At 64.2% G+C, this 18,405-nt stretch carries 14 protein-coding genes; 9 read left to right on the top strand and 5 right to left on the bottom strand.

What is annotated here, in order from left to right; genetic code table 11:
• Positions 1–598: 598 nt before the first annotated feature.
• From PQR42_RS42215 to dacB, 3 genes are all read right to left on the bottom strand, one after another.
• Entirely contained in the window at positions 599–1,849 is a 1,251-nt protein-coding gene (locus PQR42_RS42215) for an SGNH/GDSL hydrolase family protein (RefSeq protein WP_408219851.1), read from the bottom strand.
• A gap of 94 nt (positions 1,850–1,943) precedes the next feature.
• Positions 1,944–2,906: a sterol desaturase family protein gene (locus PQR42_RS42210; protein ID WP_408392527.1), complete on the bottom strand. Its 963-nt coding sequence runs from the start codon at positions 2,904–2,906 to the stop codon at positions 1,944–1,946.
• Between the two features lie 188 nt (positions 2,907–3,094).
• Entirely contained in the window at positions 3,095–4,774 is a 1,680-nt protein-coding gene (dacB, locus tag PQR42_RS42205) for a D-alanyl-D-alanine carboxypeptidase/D-alanyl-D-alanine endopeptidase (protein WP_408392524.1), read from the bottom strand.
• A 221-nt stretch (positions 4,775–4,995) separates the two neighbouring features.
• Between dacB and PQR42_RS42200 the strand changes: the two genes are divergently transcribed.
• The 6 genes from PQR42_RS42200 (at position 4,996) to PQR42_RS42175 (ending at position 10,781) form a co-directional block, all read left to right on the top strand.
• Positions 4,996–5,658, top strand: a complete 663-nt coding sequence (locus PQR42_RS42200) for a response regulator (protein WP_408392521.1) — start codon at positions 4,996–4,998, stop codon at positions 5,656–5,658.
• A 4-nt stretch (positions 5,659–5,662) separates the two neighbouring features.
• On the top strand, positions 5,663–6,964 hold the full coding sequence (locus PQR42_RS42195; RefSeq protein ID WP_408219859.1) for an ATP-binding protein: 1,302 nt from the start codon (positions 5,663–5,665) through the stop codon (positions 6,962–6,964).
• A 158-nt stretch (positions 6,965–7,122) separates the two neighbouring features.
• Positions 7,123–8,640, top strand: coding sequence for a DegQ family serine endoprotease (locus PQR42_RS42190; protein WP_408219862.1), 1,518 nt, complete (start codon positions 7,123–7,125; stop codon positions 8,638–8,640).
• 301 nt (positions 8,641–8,941) lie between these two features.
• The gene (locus PQR42_RS42185; protein WP_408219865.1) at positions 8,942–9,439 is read left to right on the top strand and encodes a carboxypeptidase-like regulatory domain-containing protein; all 498 of its coding nucleotides are present in this window, start codon (positions 8,942–8,944) and stop codon (positions 9,437–9,439) included.
• A gap of 151 nt (positions 9,440–9,590) precedes the next feature.
• The gene (locus tag PQR42_RS42180; RefSeq protein WP_132373270.1) at positions 9,591–9,983 is read left to right on the top strand and encodes a DUF427 domain-containing protein; all 393 of its coding nucleotides are present in this window, start codon (positions 9,591–9,593) and stop codon (positions 9,981–9,983) included.
• A gap of 33 nt (positions 9,984–10,016) precedes the next feature.
• Positions 10,017–10,781, top strand: a complete 765-nt coding sequence (locus tag PQR42_RS42175; protein ID WP_408392519.1) for an SRPBCC family protein — start codon at positions 10,017–10,019, stop codon at positions 10,779–10,781.
• 123 nt (positions 10,782–10,904) lie between these two features.
• Here PQR42_RS42175 and PQR42_RS42170 read toward each other — a convergent pair whose 3' ends face one another.
• Positions 10,905–11,906, bottom strand: a complete 1,002-nt coding sequence (locus PQR42_RS42170; RefSeq protein ID WP_408392516.1) for a helix-turn-helix domain-containing protein — start codon at positions 11,904–11,906, stop codon at positions 10,905–10,907.
• A gap of 168 nt (positions 11,907–12,074) precedes the next feature.
• Here PQR42_RS42170 and PQR42_RS42165 point away from each other — a divergent pair, with 168 nt between their 5' ends.
• Positions 12,075–12,707 (top strand): cysteine hydrolase family protein, encoded by a 633-nt coding sequence (locus PQR42_RS42165; RefSeq protein ID WP_408392513.1) that lies wholly within the window; start codon positions 12,075–12,077, stop codon positions 12,705–12,707.
• A gap of 138 nt (positions 12,708–12,845) precedes the next feature.
• Here the strand turns inward: PQR42_RS42165 and PQR42_RS42160 are convergent, their stop codons facing one another.
• Positions 12,846–13,505, bottom strand: coding sequence for a TetR family transcriptional regulator (locus tag PQR42_RS42160; protein WP_408219963.1), 660 nt, complete (start codon positions 13,503–13,505; stop codon positions 12,846–12,848).
• Positions 13,506–13,935: 430 nt separating this feature from the next.
• On the opposite strand from PQR42_RS42160, the gene PQR42_RS42155 reads away from it, so the two are divergent.
• Both PQR42_RS42155 and PQR42_RS42150 read left to right on the top strand, forming a co-directional pair.
• Entirely contained in the window at positions 13,936–15,165 is a 1,230-nt protein-coding gene (locus PQR42_RS42155) for an efflux RND transporter periplasmic adaptor subunit (protein ID WP_408219877.1), read from the top strand.
• Between the two features lie 18 nt (positions 15,166–15,183).
• Complete coding sequence (locus PQR42_RS42150; protein WP_408219880.1) at positions 15,184–18,405, top strand: efflux RND transporter permease subunit; 3,222 nt, start codon at positions 15,184–15,186, stop codon at positions 18,403–18,405.

The raw sequence follows: 18,405 nt of genomic DNA, 5'->3' as shown, positions 1-18,405 counted from the left end.
GGCTCACACCGCTAATTCTTAAGCGGGTCCCCCGCACAGTTGCGGTAGTGGTGCATCTGGAATCCGTGTTCTCGCACATTCGGCACGAGTGACAACGCACTCATCAGCTCCCACTCCGCACTGCGTGCGTCGCGGATGGGTATGCTTGGGAACCGGGGCGTCGTGGGGCGATCGGCTTCGCCTCGCCGAGTCGGTGGTGCGCTGATAGGCACCTCCCCGCTTTGTGCGGATCCGGGGTGTGTCGAAGTCGCGGCGGCAATGCAATGACAGTCCCCGACATCGGGCGAAACGCGAGAGCAAAAACCAGCAGACTGTTTATGAAGCGCCCTTCGGCGCGCGCAGCGCCGCCGGAAGAATGACTGCCTTGTCACAAGTGCGGAATGTGCGAGAACACAGATTCCAGATGCACCACTACCTCGGCTGTGCGGGGGACGCGCTTAAGAATTAGCGGTGTGAGCCGCTTTCTTTTGCCTACTTTTCTTTGCGGCAGGCAAAGAAAAGTAGGTGCCGCCCCGCACAGGGGCAACGCTAATAAACCACTAACAAATCAAGGAAAGGCCACGCCGCAAACCAAAACCACAACGCGGCCCTCCTCAATTCACTTCCCCAACCCCGTCGCAGCGATCTGCTGCTGCACATACTGCGCGAACAACGCATGCAGATGCGTGCTCGGGTGAACCGTGTCCGCGAACATGTAAGTCTGATCAGCGCCAGCCACCGTATAAGTCTGCGGCGAGCAGAACAGCGACGAGCCGAACTGCGCGCCATACTGCGCCGGGGTCAGCCCGTTCGTCGCGCTCGGATTGGCGGTGGCATACGCGGTTGCGTTGTTCTGCATCGACGTCAGGTTACAACCCGTGCCGGTGTTGGACACCGTGAAGCCCAGCGCCTGGTAGTTCGGCAACTGCTGATCTATCCACGTGAACGCATCGGCCACAATGACCTTGCCGGTACCCACCAGGCCAAGGGCCGTCAGGTTCTGGACCAGCAGGTAGTTATACGCCGCGGTAATCCCGGACAGCAGTGCAGCCGTGCCAGGCGTGCTCACGTTGGCTGCAACGCCGAGCGGCGTATTGCCGATGTCCGGCACTGTCGACACCACCACGTGAGTCGCGCCCGAGTTGACGATTTTCTGGACTTGCGCGGCGAGCTGGGTGGCGGCCTGCGCGATCTGCGGATTGGCCAGCTGTTGCAGGTAGCCGACGATAAACGCCACCTGACCTGCCTGCGAGTTCGGCAGTTTGCCGGCCTGCACGAGCAGCGGATATTGCGTCTGTAGCGCGGCGCCGAGCGCCGTCAGATTGGTGGTGGTCCCCGCGAACTGGAAGATGTCGTTCGCACCGCCGTTGATCAGCACGAGTTGGTTCGCGTTGAAGCTCGTATGCGCGCCCAGATAGTTGGCCACCTGCGTCACCACCGGCACGGTCGTCGCGGCCATGCTATTGGGCGCCCAACCCTGGCCTTGGGCGTTGACGACGTCCGAGCCGCCCTGCGCGTAGCCGTAGCCGCCCGCTGCGACCAGCGGCTTGCCGAAGCCGCCGAGGTACGCCGGCGTCAACGTGTCGCCGTAGTACTCGGCGACCTTCTGGGTCCACACTTCACCCGGGTTCGTCGTAAAGCGGCCGCCGCCGAAGCTCCCCTGAATCACCGGCGCGTACGTGCCGACATCCGACAAGCTGTCGCCGAACGACACGACCTGCAATTTAACGCCGCCTGCAGGCGTGCTGCTCGCATTGTTGTTGTTATCGCTACCCCCGCCGCAAGCCGCGAGCAGAGCGAATGCCGTGCTGGCCACGGCGATCTGCGTCACGCGCAGCCAATGTTGTTTCCGCGATGCTGTTTGCTTCATGTTGACTACATCTCCTCGTATGTGTGGCCCTTATGCCATGTGTTGCAGGCAGCGCCCACCGCTTAGGCGGCGTGACGACAGCTTACAGAATCTTCTACGGCCTGCGTGGTGTTTGAAACGCGACCGTATGGTCTTGCTTCACGCGAGTTGCCTCGCCTGAGTTTTCACTTGAATCCACGCGCGATACGGATGAACCGGCGGCGCGTCGCGCATGAAAATCCGCAGCCCACGCAGGCGGCGCGAACAGTGCGCGCAGCTTGTTGCGCCAGCCGCGCACGCTCGCGAAGTCGACGGCCATCGACGCCCATTCGTGAAACGTCGCCTTCAGCGGGTTGTAAGTGTGAAGCGGCTCGACGATGCCGTAGATCGGCGCATCGCGCGGATCTTCCTCGACGTAGCTGCCGAACAGGCGATCCCAGATCACCAGCACGCCGGCATAGTTGCGGTCGATGTAGCGGTCGTTGCGCGCGTGATGCACGCGATGGATCGACGGCGTGTTGAACACGTATTCGATCCAGCCGAGTTTGCCGATGGCCTGCGTATGCACGAAAAACTGAAAGCCGAGATTGATCAGCACGATCGCGACGATCTGCTTCGGCGGGAAACCGAGCACGGCAAGCGGCGTCCAGAAGAGCCACATGCCCGCGATCGGATACATCAGGCTCTGGCGGAACGCGGTCGAAAAATTCATGCGCTCCGACGAGTGATGCACGACATGCGCGGCCCACAGCCAGCGCACGCGATGACTGCAGCGATGGAACACGTAGTAGAGCAGATCCTGCGCGACGAACAGCACGACGAACGAAACCCAGCTCGCTTGCCACGTGTAGACGCGGTAGTGATCGTAGAAAAACGCGTAGACGGGGATGATGGCAAGCCACGCGAGCTTGTCGGCGGCTTGCTGCATCAGTGCGAGCGCGGCGTTGCACAGCGTGTCGCGCCAGCTATAGAGTTGCGCGCCCGGCTGCGTGCGCCGCAGATGCCACGCCTCCCAGCCGATGCATGCGAGAAAGACTGGCGCCATGGCGAGCAACAGCAATTCGGCATCGAATTGCATTGTGTCTTCCTCCGTGGTCCCTGGCCGCTGCGTTATGCGCAGCGGGTGTTGTCGTTATTGTTCGAGCGGGACCGTAACCGATGCACGGCCCTGGCGCCACGTCCAGCGTTTTACGCGCGCCTCAAACACTGCCCGACAGCGTACACGCTTGAGGACGTTGCCGCGCGCGGCTTCGCTAGAAGGAACACTCAGTGAGCGCCGCGCTTGTGCGGGTTTTTCCTGGGCTTGCTGCTGCGCGGTTCGACGACGGGATCGGAAACCTTGGTGAAGCCCTGTGACGGACCCTGATACACCCATTCGAGCAGCGCGTCGTGGGCGGCGCGCGCGGCTTCCGAATGCGGATCGTTGATCAGGCTGACCACCACGTAACTATTGCCGTCAGCCGAGGCCACATAGCCCGCGATCGCTCGCACGTCGCGCAACGTGCCGGTCTTGATGTGCGCATTGCCGCCCGCGCCCTGGTTGGTCAAGCGGTTGCGCATGGTGCCGTCGACGCCCGCGATCGGCAGCGACTCCACGAACACTTGCGCGACTGGACTCGCGTTGGCCCGCTGTAGCAGATCGGCGAGCGCGAGCGCGGTGACGTGCTCGTCGCGCGAGAGGCCCGAGCCGTTGTCGAGCGTCAGATATTCCATGTCGATGCTGTCGCGGCGCAGAAACGCCTGGATCGCCCGCGCCGATTTGGCGGGCGTGGCGGGCCCTTTTTCCTCGGCCGCGCCGATCGTCAGAAAGAGGTTGCGCGCCATCGTGTTGTTGCTGAATTTGTTGATGTCGCGAACGATGTCGGACAGCATCGGCCCCTGATGCGTCGCCACCAGTTTGGCGCCGACGGGCACTGCGCCCTCGCGCGTCGCGCCGCTGAACGTGCCGCCGGTTTGCTGCCACAGCGCGAGAAAACCGCCCGCGAAAAACGCTGAGTGATCGAGCACCGCGACGTTGATCGTGCGCGGGCCGCAGCGCATCGAATAGTCGCCGTTGAACGAGGCCACGACGGTGCCGTTCGGCTGCGGCGTGACAGTGGGCGACACCGAGGCCGCATCGCCGCGGCACGGGCCGTTCACGGCGTGCATCTGGTTGTCGATCTGCAATTGCGCGAGCGCGGGCAACACGTCGATCGCGACGCTGCCGTCGGGCGACGGCGTCAGCGTGAACGACAGCGATTTGAACGCATACAGGAGCGGATCGGGGCCGACGTTGTACGGCGCGGTGGCGTCGTCGTCGAACGGCGGCAGGTCGCGCGTGGACGGATCGAAGTAGCGCTTGTCGAGCACCAGCGCCCCGTCGATGCCGCTGATGCCCGCCTTGTGGATCTTCTGCACGAGGTCGATCAGTTCTTCCGGCACGAGCTTTGGATCGCCGGTGCCCTGAATGTAGAGATTGCCGTGCAGCACGCCGTTGGCGTCGATGGTGCCGTCCGCGTAGGCGCTCGTGCGCCAGCGGTAGTCGGGACCGAGTATCGAGAGGCCCGAGTAGGTGGTGACGAGTTTCATCGTCGAGGCGGGCATCATCGGCTTGCCGGCGTTCAGTGCGAGGATCGGCGTGCGGTCGCCGACTTTCTCCACGACCACGCTGATCGACGACAAGGGCACGTGTGCGCGCTGCAAGCCGACCATCACCGATTGCGGCAGGACAGTGGTGACGTTGACCGTCGGACGCGTGGCCTTGACGCGAGCCTGCGCGGCAAGTGGCAGCGATAAGCCGCAGCCGAGCGCGGCGCAGGCGAGCAGCCAGGCACTTGCGCGCGGCGCGAACCGGCGAGGCAACCGAAAGGTAGAAGCGGTGGAAGCGGTCAAAGCAACAACAGAGCGCGGACGCAGGGCGACAGTGTGGATGTGGCGTGCGAGAGAAGACAGAAAAGCGTGCGTCATGGACGGGCGAAAAAGCAAAATGTCAGGGCGTGGGGCACGCGGCAATCCAGGCGGCGCCGATGGATCGCGTTGGCGCGCGGACGGAAACGCCGGCCGCGCGAAGCAAAGCGCCCATTGTAGAGATATGCCGCCAGGCTGCGGTGGAAAATGCGCCACGCGGCGCGCAGGGCGGGGGCGGGCGCTAGAATGCGGCATCATCGAACGATTCGGAACGGATAACCATGCGCATCTTGCTAGTCGAAGACGACCGGATGATCGCCGAAGGCGTGCGCAAGGCGCTGCGCGGCGAAGGCTTCGCGGTCGACTGGGTGGAAGACGGGGAAGCCGCGCTCAGCGCGGCGGCCAGCCAGCCTTACGATCTCGTGCTGCTCGACCTGGGCCTGCCCAAACGCGACGGTCTCGACGTGCTGCGTACGCTGCGCTCGCGCGGCCATGCGCTGCCGGTGCTGATCGTGACCGCGCGCGACGCCGTGGCGGACCGCGTGAAAGGCCTCGACGCCGGCGCCGACGATTACCTGGTCAAACCTTTCGATCTCGACGAACTCGGCGCCCGCATGCGCGCGCTGATCCGGCGTCAGTCCGGACGCAGCGATTCGACTATTCGCCACGGCAACCTGACGCTCGATCCCGCGTCGCATCAGGTCACGCTCGACGGCGCGCCGGTCGCATTGTCGGCGCGTGAATTCGCGTTGCTCGAGGCGCTGCTCGCGCGGCCCGGCGCTGTGCTCTCGAAAAGCCAGCTCGAGGAAAAAATGTACGGCTGGGGCGAGGAGATCGGCAGCAATACTGTCGAGGTCTACATTCACGCGCTGCGCAAGAAACTCGGCGCGGATCTGATCCGCAACGTGCGCGGTCTGGGCTACATGATCGCGAAGGACGCCTGAGCCGATGCGTTCGATTCGCCGTCAATTGTTGGTCTGGCTGCTGGCGCTGGTGCTGCTCGGCGTCGGCATCGCGGGTTGGCTGATCTATCGGCAAGCGCTTGCCGAAGCCAACGAACTCTTCGATTACCAGTTGGAGCAGATTGCCGCGGCGCTGCCGTCGGAACCGTTCTCGCAAGTGCTCGGTTCGCGCGACACCGGCGACGAAGGTATCGTGCTGCAGATCTGGAATCGCAACGGCGTGCTGATGTACTACTCGCGTCCGCGTGCGCCGCTCGCGCCGCGCGCCGAACTCGGCTTTTCGACCGAGCACACGGATCGTGGCGAGTGGCGCGTGTATGGCGCGATCGTCGGCGATAACGTGGTGCAACTGGCGCAGCCGGTTTCCGTGCGTAATCGGCTCGCCGCGAATGTCGCGCTGCGTACGCTGTGGCCGTTGATCGTGCTGCTGCCTTTGTTGGGGCTCGCGGTGTGGGTGGTTATCGGACGCGGACTCAGGCCATTGCGGCGCGTGACCAGCGCGCTCGACGCGCGTCACCCCGAGGCGCTCGATCCTCTGCCGGATCAGCGTCTGCCGCTCGAAGTGCAGCCGCTCGTGCGTGCGCTGAACGGTCTGCTCGAGCGGCTCGCCACCGCGCTCGATATTCAGAAAGCATTTGTCGCCGACGCCGCGCACGAATTGCGCACGCCGCTCGCCGCCGTGCAGATTCAGGCGCAACTGGTGGCGCGCGCGAAGGACGACACCGGCCGCAGCGAAGCGCTCGCCGATCTGCAAGCCGGCGTGACGCGCGCCACGCGACTTGCCGAACAACTGTTGGCGCTCGCGCGTTCCGAACCGGACGGCCTCGCCGCCACCGACGCGATCGATCTGCGCGCGCTGCTGCAAGAGTGCGTGGTGGCTTACGCGCCGCTTGCGCTGAATCGCGGCGTCGATCTCGGCATCGAGGCGACCGAATCCGCCACCGTGATCGGCGATGCCGACGCGCTGCGTGTGATGTTCAACAATCTCGTGGATAACGCAACCAAATACACGCCACGCGGCGGACGTGTGGATGTCGGCCTGCATGTCGAAGAAGGGCACCCGGTCGTGCGCATCGCCGACAGCGGACCGGGGATCGAACCGGCCGAACGCGATCGCGTGTTCGATCGTTTCTATCGCGCGGGCGCCGGCGCGAATCGCGTCCGTACCGACGTGGCCGGCAGCGGGCTGGGTCTGGCGATCGTGCGCCGCATCGCCATGCAGCATCATGCTGCCGTGTCGCTCGACGAATCGCCCGCGGGTGGCTTGCAGGTCAGCGTGCGTTTTTGAAGGCAAGGCTTTCTGTTCGTAAAGAGACTTAAACAAGGCTTAAACAGGCCTAAATAACTGGATGGAAGCGGATCTGTCGCTGCTTAAGACTCTTTTAAGCGATGCCCCGTACGCTTCGAGACATCCAAAGTCTTTTTTCTCCCAGTCAGGAGTACACGATGAACGCGAAAACCTTGTCCCGCAGCGCTGTTGCAGTGGCTGTCGCCGTGGCGCTCTCCGCCGGCTATGTGGCGGGGCATCGCGACGTGCCCGCGCCGCAGGTGATCACGCCGGCGCAAGCCGCGATGATGCCCGCTGAAGCCGCCGCCAAAACCGGCATTCCCGACTTCTCGGGCCTCGTCGAAACCTACGGCCCGGCCGTCGTCAACATCAGCGCGAAGCACGTCGTCAAGCAGGCGGCGCTGCGCGGCAATCCTGGCAATGGCAACGGCGGCGGCAATCAGTTGCCGATCGATCCGAGCGATCCGTTCTACCAGTTCTACAAGCACTTCTTCGGCGGCATGCCGGGCATGCAAGGCGGCGACGGCGGCGATGCGCCCGATCAGCCGAGCGCGAGCCTGGGCTCGGGGTTCATCGTCAGCAATGACGGCTACATCCTGACCAATGCGCACGTCGTGGACGGCGCCAACGTCGTCACCGTGAAGCTGACCGACAAGCGCGAATTCCGCGCGAAGGTGGTCGGCGCCGACAAGCAGTCCGACGTCGCCGTACTGAAGATCGACGCGAGCAATCTACCGACCGTAAAGATCGGCGACCCGCGTCAGAGCAAGGTCGGCCAGTGGGTCGTCGCGATCGGCTCGCCTTACGGCTTCGACAACACGGTGACCTCGGGCATCATCAGCGCGAAGTCGCGCTCGCTGCCTAACGAAAACTACACGCCGTTCATTCAGACCGACGTGCCGGTGAACCCGGGCAACTCAGGTGGCCCGCTCTTCAATCTGCAAGGCGAAGTGATCGGTATCAACTCGATGATCTATTCGCAGACGGGCGGCTTCCAGGGCCTTTCGTTCGCCATCCCGATCAATGAGGCGATCAAGGTCAAGGACGACATCGTCAAGACCGGCCACGTGAGCCGCGGCCGTCTCGGCGTGGCGGTGCAGGGCATGAACCAGACGCTCGCCAATTCGTTCGGGATGCAGAAGCCGCAGGGCGCGCTGGTCAGCTCGGTCGATCCGGGCGGCCCGGCGGCCAAGGGCGGTTTGCAGCCGGGCGACGTGATCCTGTCGGTGAACGGCGAACCGGTTGGCGACTCGTCCGATCTGCCCGCGCAGGTCGCCGGTCTGGCGCCGGGCAGTTCGGCGACCGTGCAGGTCTGGCGCGACAAGGCCACCAAGGACCTGAAGGTGACCATCGGCTCGTTGTCGGATGCGAAGGTCGCCTCGGACAAGGCTGATCAGCCGACTCAGTTGCAAGGCCGGCTCGGCGTGGCGGTGCGGCCGCTGACGCCGGAAGAGAAGAGCGGCGCGTCGGTCTCGCACGGTCTGCTGGTGCAGCAATCGGGCGGCGCGGCGGAAAGCGCCGGCATCCAGCCGGGCGACGTGATTCTCGCGGTCAACGGCCGGCCCATTTCGAGCGTCGATCAGTTGAAGCAGGTGATCGCCAGTGCCGGCAACAGCATCGCGTTGCTGATCCAGCGCGACAACGCGCAGATCTTCGTGCCGGTCGATCTCGGCTGATGAGTCGCGCGGGCTGGACGGCCCGATCGCTCGTCCGGCCGGCAGTTTGACCGACCGTCCGCTGATCCGCCGCAAATTGAAGTAATGCTTGCCGGTCCGTTGCATTTACTGCCAGCGGATCGGCAATTTTCATTTGGAACGCGGCATCGGAGCAGGGCGCTGTGCGCCACCCGGTGCGGCGCGCGGCGGTTTCCAGGTGACGCGGCCGGCAGCTTGGCACGCAGGTTGCGTCTGCCCTGATCCCGGGCCCATCGCGGGATACCGGGCAAGCAGGGATAAGACCTCAACAAGGAGCAAACCGATGAAAACCCAACGCAATCAGCGAAGGATCGTAGCCGCTGCGGTTGCCGCAGCGCTCACGCTCGGTCTGGCGGGTGGCGCATATGCACAGCAGGCAAGCGATACGACCGGCGGCACGACCACCGATGAAACCAGCGCGGGCAACGCCAATGGTGGCGGCCTCCCGCAAATCCAGCAGCAAGGCGACGTCTCGTTCGTGTCGGGCGGCGTCGGTCTCGACGAATCGAAGGCATTGCAGCAGGCGCAGAGCCAGTGGCCGCTGTCGCTGCGCTTTACGGGCCCGGGCTCGGACTTTCTCGCCGACGTTCACGTGCGCGTGGTCGATGCGCACAACGGTGAGGTGCTGAGCACCACGTCGCGTGGACCGTACATGCTGGTCAAATTGCGTCCGGGCCGCTACACGGTGCATGCGCAATACAAGGATCGCGACCAGTCCAAACCGGTGACGATCCCGGCCAAGGGCACCGCCAAGGCCGCGTTCTACTGGAACACGCAATAGGCGCGACGCCGTTCTGCGCGGCGTTGTGGTCGGCGCCGCACGCCGTGCAGGAAGGCCGCGCAATCGGCCGGACTTTGGTCGATAATGAAGCCACGGGCGCACCCCGTGGCTTTACTGTTTGCACGACCGCACACCATCACGGAGCCGAGACATGAGCGATGCCTTGACACCTCACGGGAGCCCCGGCGCGAGCGCGGGCGGGCACACCATCGCGATCACCGGCAACAATCACCGGGTGCGCGTGATCCACGGCGGCGTGACCATGGCCGATACGCAGGCGGGACTGACACTGTCGGAAACCGGTCTGCCGGACGTGTTCTATTTCCCGCGTTCGGACGTGAACATGGCCCGGCTCGAACGCTCGACGCACAGCTCGCACTGTCCGTTCAAAGGCGACGCGTCGTACTTCCATCTGCGCACGGAAGACGGCCTGATCGAGAACGCCGTGTGGAGTTACGAAACGCCGCTCGAGTCGGCGATGAAGATCAAAGGGTATCTCGCGTTTTACGCATCGCGCGTCGACCGCATCGATCAGACGTCCTGATCCCGGTGTCGCGCGTTCATCGGGGAGGCTGCCATGGAACTGAACGACGCGTTACGGATTCCGCTTGCGCCGTCCGACGTCTGGGAGGCGTTGCAAGACCTTGCGCTACTGCGCGCCAGCCTCGACAACTGCGAGTCGTTCACGCGCCTTGCGCACGGCGAATACGAACTGATCATGACCGTCCCGCTCGGTCCGCTGCGCGCGCGCTACCAGGCGCGTGCCCACGTGGCCGGCCAGGATTCCGGACCGGCGGACGCGCAGCGCCGTACCATCAACTTCAAAGCCCGGGCCGAAGGCATCGGCGCATTACGCGGACAGATCGAAGTACGCCTGCGCGCGGACGAAAGCGCGCATGGCGCCGACAGGGAGCGCGGCACGCGGATCGATTACACGATTTGGGCGACCTCGTCCGGCCCGCTCGCCGAACTGCCGACGCGGCAACTCGAAAACGCGCTGCATCAACTGGCCGATGACTTTTTCACCGAGTTCGACGCCGTCGTGCGCGCCAAGCATGGGCAAGGTCCGAATCGCGCGCGGGGTTCGGCGGTGCGCCGCCAGCATGTGTTCCTGCGGCCGATCACACTCGGCAACATGGCGCGGCGCGTGCGTACGGATCACGGCAATGCGCTGCCTGGGCGCGCGGCCAGCGCGTCGCACGGAACCACCGCGCATGGTGTGTCGCATGGGGTCCCGCATCACGAGCCCAGTCCGCACGCAGTCCCGAACTGGGCTTGGGCCGCGATGATCTTTCTGGTCGCGTTGCTGTTGTATGTGGCGCGCTGGATCAGCGAGCATTGAGCTTTTCTTAGTTGTGGCGCGCGCGGCCAGTTGCGCCGCTGTCGCGCCGATGCGACTACGAAATTCCGGTGGCTCGCTACGAAACGTCGTCGGCTGAATAGCGTCACGCTCGCGCGCTCACTCTCACACGCCGCGAAACTCCCTTCTCCATGCCGATGGCGACGTGCGGAAAGCCTCCGCGAAATGTTGCCGCAACGAAGCGGTCGAGCCGAAACCCGCAATCCCCGCGATCGCTTCCACCGACTGGTCGGTACTCTCCAGCAATTGCTGCGCGCGAGCGAGCCGCTGCGCCAGCAGCCATGCACCAACGGTCGTGCCGGTGGCGAGCCGGAAGCGTCGCGTGAAGGTGCGGCGGCTCATCAGCGCGCGCCCGGCCAGCGTGTCGAGCGTATGCGGCAACGCCAGATTGCCGCTCACCCAATCGAGCAGACCCGACAACCGGTCGCCGCGCACGTTCGGCGGCATCGGCTGCTGAACGTATTGCGCCTGATTGCCTTGCCGATGCGGCGGCACCACCAGCCGGCGCGCCACGTGATTCGCGATCTCAGCGCCGCACATCTTGCGCATCACATGCAGACAGCAGTCGAGGCCGGCGGCGGTGCCGGCCGAGGTCAGGACGTTGCCGTCGTCGACATAGAGCACGTTGGGGTCGAGCCGCACGCGTGGGTAGCGGCGTGCGAAGTCATCGGCCCACGCCCAGTGCGTCGAGGCCGGACGGCCGTCGAGGACGCCGGCGGCCGCCAGCACGAACGCGCCCAGGCAAAGCCCGACCAGTTGCGCGCCGCGGGCATGGGCGGCGCGTAGCGCGTCGAGCAGCGCGGCGGGCGGCGTTTCCGCCGGGTCGCGCCAGCTCGGCACGATGATCGTGTCGGCGTCGGCGAGCGCTTCGAGTCCGTGAGTGACGGCGATCGAAAAGCCGGCGGTCGTGGTCAGCGCGCCCGTTTCGGCGGCGCAGACGCGAAAGTCGAACCCCGGCACGCCGCCGCCGCTGCGGTCCTCGCCGAACACCACGCACGGCACCGAAAGATGAAACGGACTGATGCGGTCGAACGCGACCACCGCGACAACGTGGCGGACCGGTTCGCCGCGTGTCGCGGCAGAAGAAGCGGAAGCGGGCGTGGCCATCAGTCACCTCGTGAATTCCGACGATGGCCCGATTCTAGCGAATCTTGTCATTCGGGTCGCTGTCGTGAAGTGGGCCGTGGAGGAACAATGCAGTCGTCGCCGCTGCTCGTGCTGAGTCCAAACCGGACCCTCCCGCGCGGCCCCTTTATCCGACTGAGGAGTCTTGCCATGACCACACCGCGCCGTGCGCTGATCGTCATCGACGTGCAGAACGAATACGTGAGCGGCGATCTGCCGATCGAATACCCGGCCGTGGATAGCTCGCTCGCCAACATTGGCCGAGCGATGGATGCGGCGCGGGCCGCCGGCGTGCCGGTGGTGGTCGTGCAGAACTTCGCGCCGGCCAGCTCGCCGTTGTTCGCGCGTGGCAGCAGCGGGGCGGAGCTGCATCCGGTGGTGGGCGAACGGGCTCGCGATCATTACGTGGAGAAGTCGCTGCCGAGCGCTTTTACGGGCACCGATCTGGCCGACTGGCTCGCCGCGCGTCAGATCGACACGCTGACGGTCACTGGCTACATGACCCACAACTGCGACGCGTCGACCATCAACCATGCGGTTCACTCAGGGCTCGCCGTCGAATTTCTGCACGACGCGACGGGTTCGGTGCCGTATGAGAACAGCGCGGGTTTCGCCAGCGCGCAGGACATCCACCGGGTGTTCAGCGTGGTGCTGCAATCGCGCTTCGCGGCCGTGGCGAGCACGGACGAGTGGATCGCGGCGGTGCAGAGCGGGGCGCCGCTTGAGCGCGGCAATATCTATGCGTCGAACCAGAAGGCGCGGGCCACGCGAGCCGCGGCGTAAAAACGTCGCGGGCGGCGGCCGCGTCGAACGGCTGCTATATAAGGATGGGGCACCACGCCGCTGCACATAAAACAAAGGCGGCCGGGTTGTTCACCCGACCGCCTTTTTTTGCATGCGCCGCTTGCGCCAGACAGATAACTAACCGCCACCCGTCCGCTGTGCATGCCCGTTGCGCAAGGCCGGGCTCAGCTTCAGCGCGTCGAACATGCCTTCAACCATCTGCACGGCATGGGCGCCGAAATCCGTCGCGTCGGGCAGAAACAGCATGTCGCGCAGCGAGCCGCTGACAAACGCATGCACCATCGCCGCCGCCAGCTTCGTATCCAGATCCGCGGGCAGTTGCCCTTTGGAGATGGCGTTGCGCAGACCGCCCTCGATTTTCTTGAGCCCTTCACGCATGTTGGTCTGATAGCGGACCATCACCGGGCCCATTTCCTCGACCAGCTCGCATTTCAGAAACAGGATGTCGAACACACGCCGGCGACGCGGATCGTTGGCGGTGTCGCGCAGGCAGACTGTGCAGATTTCCATCAGACGGCCAAGCGGATCGGGCTCGTTGGGATCTTGCGAGGCGGCTTTGAGTTCGTCCAGCGGCAGAAGCACGCGATCGAACATTTCAGTGAACAGATCGCTTTTATGCGCGAAGTGCCAGTAGATGGCACCGCGTGTGACACCGGCGGCCTGCGCGATGTCGGCAAGCGACGTGCGGGATACGCCTTTCTCGAAGAAAACCCGTTCGGCCGCGTCGAGAATGCTGTTGCGCGTCTCCTGCGCCTCTTCTTTGGTTCTTCTGACCATGTTGGAATGACCTGCTCTGATTGTGGGGTTTTCCCGAGCGTTTTTAAGTACGCCCGATGACAATCTGTCTAGCGTTAAGTGAATTGCGCGGTGATCTTGCAGGCCCCCCGCCCGCAAGCGACATAAACGCACTTTTACATGCATTCGTGAATGTATATATAATAGCATCCCACGATCGGATAGCCCAAGCCGTGACGAAACGTTAATATCCGTCACTGTTGCCTTTCAAAACGCTCTTCGCGCCGCGCCCAGACGGGCGGCGCCGTGCGGCATTTCCCCGGTATGGCGCATTTCGCTCAGGATGCCCTGCAGGTTCGGTGTGCGTCCGCGGGTGTCCGGTCAAGCGTCGTAAGACGCATGTGTGCGCTGTCGTCCCCGGGGTAGGGATGCGCGCACTTTTTCATTCTCAGTCTTAGACAGAGGTCGCTCCATGCGCGTCGAACGGGTTCCATTCCGCTTAATCAGTGCCGCGACGGCTGCCGTATTGCTGGCAGCGTGCGGACCAAAACAATCTGCCCCGCCGCAACAAACGCCCGAAGTTGGGGTCGTCACCGTCCAGCCGACGGCCGTGCCCGTCGTCACCGAATTGCCCGGCCGCACCAGTGCCTTCCTCGTCGCGCAAGTGCGCGCGCGGGTCGACGGCATTGTGCTGCGCCGCGAGTTCACGGAAGGCAGCCAGGTCAAAGCGGGTCAACGTCTGTACAAGATCGATCCGGCGCCGTACATCGCCACGCTGAATAACGCCAAGGCGACCTTGGCGAAGGCCCAGGCCAACCTCGCGTCGGTCACCGCGCAAGCCAACCGTTACAAGGTGCTGGTGGCGGCCAATGCGGTCAGCAAGCAGGACTACGACAACGCGGTGGCCTCGCAAGGCCAGGCCGTGGCTGACGTCGCCTCAGGCAAGGCGGCGGTCGACACGGCGCAGATCAATCTGGGTTACACGGATGTGGTTTCGCCGGTGAGCGGCCAGGTCGGTATCTCGCAGGTCACGCCGGGCGCCTACGTGCAAGCGAGCGCCGCCACGCTGATGGCCACCGTGCAAACGCTCGATCCGGTCTATGTGGACCTGACGCAATCGAGTCTCGACGGCCTGAAGCTGCGCCGCGACATGCAGGAAGGGCGCCTGAAGACCACGGGTCCGGACGCCGCCAAGGTGTCGCTGATTCTCGAAGACGGCCGCACCTATTCAGAGAAGGGCAAGCTGCAGTTTACCGACGTGACGGTTGACCAGGGCACGGGTTCGGTCACGGTGCGCGCGATCTTCAAGAACGCCGACAAGGTGCTGCTGCCGGGCATGTTCGTGCGCGCTCGCATCGAGGAAGGCACCAACGAGAGCGCGCTCGTCGTGCCGCAAGTCGGCATCACGCATGACCAGAAGGGTCAGCCGACCGCGCTGGTCGTCGGTAACGACAACAAGGTGGTGTTGCGTCAGCTGGTCACCTCGGGCACGTACGGTTCGAACTGGGTGGTCGAAAGCGGCCTGAATCCGGGCGACCGCGTGATCGTGCAGGGCACCGACAAGGCGAAACCCGGCATGCAGGTCAAGACCATTGCCGCGCAACTTCCCGCCACACCCGCTTCCGGCGCAGCTGCTCAGAGCGCGCCGGCCGCCAGCGGTGCGCAGACGGCACAACCTGCCTCCGCCGCATCGGGCGCGTAATAACAGGGAGCCCGCCTCATGGCAAAGTTCTTCATTGATCGCCCGATTTTTGCATGGGTGATCGCCATTATTCTGATGCTCGCGGGTATCGCGTCGGTCTTCACGTTGCCGATCGCGCAATACCCGACCATCGCGCCGCCGGCCGTGCAGATCAGCGCAACGTACCCGGGCGCATCGGCGAAGACGGTGGAAAACACCGTCACGCAGGTGATCGAGCAGCAGATGAGTGGTCTCGACCACTTGCTGTATCTGTCGTCCACCTCGGACGACTCGGGTACGGCAACCATCACGCTGACGTTCGCGGCCGGCACCAATCCTGACATCGCGCAGGTGCAGGTGCAGAACAAGCTGCAGCTCGCCACGCCGCTCTTGCCGCAAGCCGTGCAGCAGTTGGGCACCAAGGTCACGAAGTCGAGCAGCAGCTTCCTGCTGGTCATGGCGTTCGTGTCCGAAGACGGCAGCATGAACAAGTACGACCTGGCGAACTACGTCGCGTCGAACATCCAGGATCCGGTCAGCCGTATCGACGGCGTGGGCACGGTGACGCTGTTCGGCTCGCAGTACGCCATGCGGATCTGGCTGGATGCGAACAAGCTGACCAACTTCGGCCTCACGCCGGTGGATGTGGAAACCGCGTTGCAAGCGCAGAACGTGCAGGTCGCGGGCGGTTCGCTCGGCGGCACGCCTTCCGTGCCGGGCCAGGTGTTGCAGGCCACCATCACGGAAGCCACGCTGCTCAATACGCCTGAACAGTTCGGCAACGTGCTGCTGAAGGTGAACCAGGACGGTTCGCGGGTCCGTATCAAGGACGTGGGCCGCATCGAGTTGGGTGGCGAAAACTACAACTTCGACACCAAGTACAACGGCCAGCCGACGGCGGGCTTCGGTATTCAGCTCGCTACCGGCGCGAACGCGCTGGCTACCGCCAAGGCGGTGCGCGCGAAGGTCGCCGAACTGTCGAAGTACTTCCCGCACGGTCTGGTGGTGCAGTACCCGTACGACACCACGCCGTTCGTGCGCCTGTCGATCGAGGAAGTGGTCAAGACGCTGCTCGAAGGTATCGTGCTGGTGTTCCTGGTCATGTACCTGTTCCTGCAGAACCTGCGCGCCACGCTGATCCCGACGATCGCCGTGCCGGTGGTGCTGCTGGGCACGTTCGCGATCATGGGTCTGGTGGGCTTCTCGATCAACACGCTGTCCATGTTCGGGCTCGTGCTGGCGATCGGCTTGCTGGTGGACGATGCGATCGTGGTGGTGGAAAACGTCGAGCGGGTGATGCAGGAGGAGGGCTTATCGCCTCGTGACGCCACCCGCAAGGCGATGGATCAGATTACCGGCGCGCTGGTCGGCGTGGCGCTCGTGCTGTCGGCGGTGTTCGTGCCGGTGGCGTTCTCGGGCGGTTCGGTCGGCGCGATTTACCGGCAGTTCTCGCTGACGATCGTGGCGGCGATGGTGCTGTCCGTGCTGGTCGCGTTGATTCTGACGCCGGCATTGTGCGCGACGATCCTCAAGCCGGTCGAAAAGGGTCACGAGGAAAAAACCACCGGCTTCTTCGGCTGGTTCAATCGCACCTTCAACAAGAGCCGCGACAAGTATCACTCGGGCGTGCACCACGTGATCAAGCGCTCGGGCCGTTGGTTGATCATCTATATGGTGGTGATCTTCGCGGTCGGCCTGCTGTTCGTGAAGTTGCCGAAGTCGTTCCTGCCTGACGAAGACCAGGGCACGATGTTCGTGCTGGTGCAAACGCCGTCCGGCTCGACGCAGGAAACCACGGCGCGCGCGCTGAAGGACGTATCCGACTACCTGCTCAACACTGAGAAGAGCATCGTCGAATCGACCTTTACCGTGAACGGCTTCAGCTTCGCCGGCCGCGGTCAGAACGCGGGTCTCGTGTTCGTGCGGATGAAGGACTACGCGGTGCGTCAGCATTCGGACCAGAAGGTGCAGGCGCTGGTGGGCCGTCTCTTCATGCACTTCGGCAGCTACAAGAACGCGCTGGTGTATCCGGTGAATCCGCCGTCGATTCCTGAACTCGGCACGGCCGCGGGCTTCGACTTCGAATTGCAGGATCGCGCGGGCGTTGGTCACGAAAAGCTGATGGAAGCACGCAATATGTTGCTGGGCATGGCGGCGAAAGATCCGACGCTGGCTCAGGTGCGTCCGAACGGCCTGAACGACACGCCGCAGTTCAAGGTGGATATCGACCACGAGAAGGCTTCGGCCCTCGGCGTGTCGCTGTCCGCGATCGACCAGACGTTCTCGATCGCGTGGGCGTCGCAGTACGTGAACAACTTCCTCGATACCGATGGCCGGATCAAGAAGGTGTATCTGCAAGGCGATGCTCCGTTCCGTATGAAACCGGAAGACCTGAACGCGTGGTACGTGCGAAATACCGCGGGTGGCATGGTGCCGTTCTCGTCGTTCGCCAGCGGCACGTGGACCTACGGTTCGCCGAAGCTGGAACGCTACAACGGTATTTCCGCGGTGGAAATCCAGGGCGCGGCGGCACCGGGCAAGTCGACCGGTCAGGCCATGACGGCGATGGAAGCGCTCGTGGCGAAGCTGCCGGCGGGTGTCGGCTATGAATGGACGGGCCTGTCGTTGCAGGAACGTCAGTCCGGTTCGCAGGCGCCGATTCTGTACGGCATCTCGATCCTGGTCGTGTTCCTGTGTCTCGCGGCGCTGTATGAAAGCTGGTCGATCCCGTTCTCGGTGATCATGGTGGTGCCGCTCGGCGTGATCGGCGCACTGCTGGCCGCCACGCTGCGCGGGCTCGAGAACGACGTGTTCTTCCAGGTGGGTCTGTTGACCACCGTGGGGCTGTCGGCGAAGAACGCGATTCTGATCGTGGAATTCGCCCGCGAGCTGCAGCAGGGTGAAGGCATGGGGCCGATCGAGGCCGCGCTGGAAGCAGCGCGTCTGCGGTTGCGTCCGATTCTGATGACCTCGCTCGCGTTCATTCTTGGCGTGATGCCGCTCGCGATCAGTAACGGCGCGGGTTCGGCCAGCCAGCACGCGATCGGTACCGGCGTGATCGGCGGGATGTTGACGGCGACCTTCCTCGCCATTTTCATGATCCCGATGTTCTTCGTCGTGATCCGCGCGAAATTCGGCGGTGAGAAGGAAGACCCGGATGAGGCGCTCGCACACTACAACCAGCACCATCCGCATGACGGCCAAGGCGGCGGTTCGGCTGGCGGGTCGACTGATGAAGGCTCGGGCAAGGACGGACATTGA

Source organism: Paraburkholderia sediminicola (genome assembly GCF_046027355.1).
GTDB classification, from domain to species: Bacteria; Pseudomonadota; Gammaproteobacteria; order Burkholderiales; family Burkholderiaceae; genus Paraburkholderia; species Paraburkholderia sediminicola_B.
Note: the sequence above shows the minus strand (reverse complement) of the source record. Positions and strands in the feature narration are given on the sequence as shown.

Bases quoted from the DNA above. Each gene is read 5' to 3' on its own strand.
- PQR42_RS42180 (WP_132373270.1), top strand. From the start codon at position 9,591: ATGAGCGATGCCTTGACACCTCACGGGAGCCCCGGCGCGAGCGCGGGC.
- PQR42_RS42200 (WP_408392521.1), top strand. From the start codon at position 4,996: ATGCGCATCTTGCTAGTCGAAGACGACCGGATGATCGCCGAAGGCGTG.
- PQR42_RS42195 (WP_408219859.1), top strand. From the start codon at position 5,663: ATGCGTTCGATTCGCCGTCAATTGTTGGTCTGGCTGCTGGCGCTGGTG.
- PQR42_RS42160 (WP_408219963.1), bottom strand. From the start codon at position 13,505: ATGGTCAGAAGAACCAAAGAAGAGGCGCAGGAGACGCGCAACAGCATT.
- PQR42_RS42190 (WP_408219862.1), top strand. From the start codon at position 7,123: ATGAACGCGAAAACCTTGTCCCGCAGCGCTGTTGCAGTGGCTGTCGCC.
- PQR42_RS42165 (WP_408392513.1), top strand. From the start codon at position 12,075: ATGACCACACCGCGCCGTGCGCTGATCGTCATCGACGTGCAGAACGAA.
- dacB (WP_408392524.1), bottom strand. From the start codon at position 4,774: ATGACGCACGCTTTTCTGTCTTCTCTCGCACGCCACATCCACACTGTC.
- PQR42_RS42210 (WP_408392527.1), bottom strand. From the start codon at position 2,906: ATGCAATTCGATGCCGAATTGCTGTTGCTCGCCATGGCGCCAGTCTTT.
- PQR42_RS42150 (WP_408219880.1), top strand. From the start codon at position 15,184: ATGGCAAAGTTCTTCATTGATCGCCCGATTTTTGCATGGGTGATCGCC.
- PQR42_RS42215 (WP_408219851.1), bottom strand. From the start codon at position 1,849: ATGAAGCAAACAGCATCGCGGAAACAACATTGGCTGCGCGTGACGCAG.
- PQR42_RS42175 (WP_408392519.1), top strand. From the start codon at position 10,017: ATGGAACTGAACGACGCGTTACGGATTCCGCTTGCGCCGTCCGACGTC.
- PQR42_RS42185 (WP_408219865.1), top strand. From the start codon at position 8,942: ATGAAAACCCAACGCAATCAGCGAAGGATCGTAGCCGCTGCGGTTGCC.
- PQR42_RS42170 (WP_408392516.1), bottom strand. From the start codon at position 11,906: ATGGCCACGCCCGCTTCCGCTTCTTCTGCCGCGACACGCGGCGAACCG.
- PQR42_RS42155 (WP_408219877.1), top strand. From the start codon at position 13,936: ATGCGCGTCGAACGGGTTCCATTCCGCTTAATCAGTGCCGCGACGGCT.